The sequence below is a fragment of the Thiofilum flexile DSM 14609 genome (assembly GCF_000380185.1).
GTDB classification, from domain to species: Bacteria; Pseudomonadota; Gammaproteobacteria; order Thiotrichales; family Thiotrichaceae; genus Thiofilum; species Thiofilum flexile.
This window is the reverse complement of the sequence record NZ_KB904804.1, coordinates 1-2432: the sequence shown is the minus strand read 5'-3', so window position 1 is coordinate 2432 and position 2432 is coordinate 1. Positions and strand designations below refer to the sequence as shown.

Genomic DNA, 2432 nt, shown 5'->3' with positions numbered 1-2432 from the left:
ATAGAGAAAGGTGAGCAAATCGGAGCCTTGAAGAAAGCCCAAGCGATAGCGCTGAATTTATTGCAGCTAGGTGTTTTGCCAGAGGCTGAGATTGCGCGTATTGCGGGGCTAACCTTAAAAGAGGTGCAACAGCTTAAATCGACTTAGCAAAGCACTCTGCTTAAAAAGTGCTTTGGTTTGGGGATAATGGATGGGGAATTAGCGAAATGCAGGGAGATTATTTTTAACCCACGGATTAACTATTTTTTCAATAGCGGCAACTGCTTTTTTATAACTAGGATCAGAGGTTGTTTCAAAGGCTAAATCACCATTACAGGGACTGCCAATAGATATGTTTTTTAAAACATATTGGTATTGTTTTTTTGTATTATTATAGCGCCACTCTAGATAGACATCACCACATCCTAAAGTAGACTTAGGCATAAACCGTTGTATATTATGATAAGTTCCTAATGGTCGATAAGTGCTTTGAGTGGTTATTGGATTTACTCTTAGGGTACGATCACTCTCCATTAATACTTTAAACTTACTCGCCTCATTTCTCTGAATAATCCAATTATGGCTTGTTCCACCATCAATATAAGACTGATCTTCAATACATCCTGTTGCGGATGTGCTGATATACCACTCCTCTGTTTTTGGGTTATTGTCTAGATTAAAATCTGCACCAGTAAAGTGGCATTTCTGGAGCTGTTTAAAACTAATAGATGTATAAAACGTTGCATAAGCCTTCTTAAAAGGATTTTGAGTAGTTGGGGAAAATAGTGCTTTTTTAATGTCAGCAGGAATTTTGGACTCGACTGAATAATCTCCTTGACTATCTCTCTTTTTATCATATGCCGTAATAATTGACCTGGTTATAATACCACTCTCAGTGTATTGAGTAAAAAAACTTAAGGCAGGTGCGGTGTCAATAGGGTCATTTGCAGTGGAGGCAGCAACACTTAAAATAGGAGAAATAGCGAAAAAGCCAACTAAAATACCTACCATCAAAATTTTTTTTAATTGAGTCATAGTCCTTTACCTTTATTAGTACTAAAAAAAGGTGGCAAGAATTTTTAAATTCTCATCACCTATATCATAAAACTACCTATTCTTATTGAGTGATAACTCTATTCATTCTAACCTCTCCAACATCCCCCACAAAGCTTACAAAAGTAGCTTTTTTAGCTCTCACTAATTGATTCATAATATCCTGATATCGCTCGCCATAACGAGCATATAGCTGAAAAAATACGGTCATATTAACATTAGTATAAAATATACCTCTTCTAATGACTGGCGTAGCTGATGTATCGATTTTTTGGCGAAAGTCTTTGATGCCTGCTTGCCCGCCTTTGATAGTTTCATACCAATAGTTCTTCACTGAGTTCGTATCCACATTTGCTGTATGTCCTGTTGGTATAGCAGAAAACCCCAGAATATAAATATTCCCATTAAGATCATTTCCCCCACCAATACGTAATGGCAGCAGGGTGACTGGTTTACCTGTTGGTGTCTGATTACCACTGATAGTACCACTGAGCATACCCGTAATAGTAATAGCATGTTCTCCTTGAGTTGAAACTGTATTACTGGAGATAGTCAAGTTTCTAAATGCACCATCGCTAGCAAAGATACCTTGTAAGGCGCCCGCTGAGGTAATTTCATTATCCCTAATTGTCACTGAGTCGCTAATAGTTCCTGCAAACTGCCGCCCCTTTTTAGTATCAGGGACAATTTGAATTGCATCTCGATGAGCCACCCCCTTGAATAAATAAACTGTCGGCTGAAATTGTGGATTAATAGCATATATTGATTCATTAATCTTATATACTATTGCATCAAAATCCTTACTAAAGTTAGAGCCTATTGCCAAATCCTGAATTTTTAGCGTCCCATTCCAACCACTAATGGTGATATTATCAGCCTGTACTTGCATAAAATCCCGTATAAAACGCGATGCTTGAGCTTGTGGTGTTGGGACACCAGCCTCTGAGCGTATCCAATAGTAAGGGGCACTGATATTTGAGCTTACTTTAGCATAGGCTGCTTTAAAGGGATCGGTGTCAGGTACTTTGGTGGATTGATAAGTATGAGATAATAGCCACTTCAATATTTCATCATGCGCCACATCTTGCTTACCACCTGACCAGATAAAGTTATTAGCTATTTTTTTAATAAAACCTGCATCTGGTAAAGTTGTTGTTGCCGCTACTGGTCTCACCACACGTCGATTTTGCGGTTGTGGTGTGTTGTTGCGTGTATTGGGTCGAGTTGCCAGACGTGCAGTCATATTACCTGCCATAATAAATCCCCTTAATTATTGGTTTATTGTGTCTATTCAAAGTTAATGTAGTGAGGTAAGTTGCACCTACACTCATAAGGCGGCCTCATCAATAATTAGCGTATATTCGCCCTCTAGTACTCCGCCCATTTGAATACGCCCTCCT

2 protein-coding genes and 1 pseudogene are annotated in these 2432 nt (G+C 38.6%); 1 reads left to right on the top strand and 2 read right to left on the bottom strand.

Annotation, left to right across the window (positions count from 1 at the left end):
* Positions 1-147, top strand: a pseudogene (locus A3IK_RS21930) (Rpn family recombination-promoting nuclease/putative transposase); the annotation flags it as partial.
* Between the two features lie 51 nt (positions 148-198).
* On the opposite strand, the gene A3IK_RS0115890 reads toward A3IK_RS21930, so the two are convergent.
* Together A3IK_RS0115890 and A3IK_RS0115885 are read right to left on the bottom strand one after the other, a co-directional pair.
* Positions 199-1014, bottom strand: a complete 816-nt coding sequence (locus A3IK_RS0115890; protein WP_020560966.1) for a hypothetical protein — start codon at positions 1012-1014, stop codon at positions 199-201.
* Positions 1015-1096: 82 nt separating this feature from the next.
* Positions 1097-2287: a hypothetical protein gene (locus A3IK_RS0115885; protein ID WP_020560965.1), complete on the bottom strand. Its 1191-nt coding sequence runs from the start codon at positions 2285-2287 to the stop codon at positions 1097-1099.
* Positions 2288-2432: the final 145 nt, after the last annotated feature.